A 1,163-nucleotide genomic window follows, 5' to 3' on the forward strand; every position below is an offset into this window, starting at 1 on the left:
GTCGAGGGATTGGGTGTGGCCGTATGCGTGTTTCTGCTCCGGTGACGGTCTCGGCTTTGGTGGTTGCTGGTGTGGTGGTGAGTGGTTCGGGGGTGGTGTCGGGTCCGGTGGGGGGTTCGGTGGGGGTGGTGTCGGGTTCGGGGGTGGTGGGGGGTTCGTCGGGGGTGGTGGGGTTGTTGCCGGTGGTGGTGGAGGGTCGGTGGGGGTTGCGGGCGGTGTCGCCGGGGGTTGGGTGGGTGGGGTTGGGGGCGGGATTTTTCGTTGCCGGTGGTGGGGGGTGTGTTGGGGATTCCGGAGGTGGTGTTGGCGGCGTATCGGAATGCGGAGTTGGCGTTGGGGTCCTCGGTGCCCGGCTGTGGGTTGTCGTGGAGTTTGTTGGCGGGGATCGGGCGGGTGGAGTCGGGGCATGCGCGGGGTGGGCGGACGGATGCGGCGGGGACGACGGTGTCGCCGATTTTCGGTCCGGTGTTGGATGGGAGTGTGCCGGGGAATGAGGTGATCCGGTCGGGGGATGGGGGGTTTGCGCGGGCGGTGGGGCCGATGCAGTTCTTGCCGGGGACGTGGGGGGTGTATGCGGCGGATGGGAATGGGGATGGGGTGGCGGATCCGCATAATGTGTTCGATGCGGCGTTGGCGGCGGGGAAGTATTTGTGTGCGGGGGGTGTGGATCTGCGGGATCCGGCGCAGGAGTTGCGGGCGGTGTTGCGGTACAACCATTCGTTGGCGTATGCGGGGAATGTGTTGAGTTGGGCGGCGGCGTATCGGAGTGGGGGGTCGGCGGCGCCGGTGCGGGTTTCGCCGGAGTTGGTGCCGCCGGGGTCGGTGGGGGTGGTGCCGCCGTCGTCGGAGATGACCGCGGCGACCGTGCCGGGGGCGCCGGGTGCGGGGCAGCCGCCGCGGCGGCCGGTGCCGCCGGCGGCGCCGCCGGTGCAGGTGATGATCAATATTCCGGGGTTGCCGCCGATTCCGTGTGGGATTTTCTGTCCGCCGCCGCCGGTGCCGCCGGTGGTGGATGGGTGTGTGGTGCCGGTTCCGGCGCCGATGCCGCGGGTGGGGTTGCCGGGTGTGGTGCCGGGTCCGTTGGCGTCGGCCGAACCCGATGGCGGGGCATCCGCTCCGCTGCCCGGTGCGGGCGAACCCTACGGCGGGGCACCCGGTCGGCT

At 70.8% G+C, this 1,163-nt stretch carries 1 protein-coding gene; it reads left to right on the forward strand.

Going from position 1 to position 1,163, the window contains the following annotated elements; all coding sequences use genetic code 11:
* Positions 1-540: 540 nt before the first annotated feature.
* Positions 541-1,163 (forward strand): lytic transglycosylase domain-containing protein (locus ON34_RS38375; RefSeq protein WP_306303660.1); only part of this gene is annotated, 623 nt, incomplete at its 3' end.

It is taken from the genome of Nocardia pneumoniae NBRC 100136, from assembly GCF_000308755.1.
Lineage (GTDB): Bacteria > Actinomycetota > Actinomycetes > Mycobacteriales > Mycobacteriaceae > Nocardia > Nocardia pneumoniae.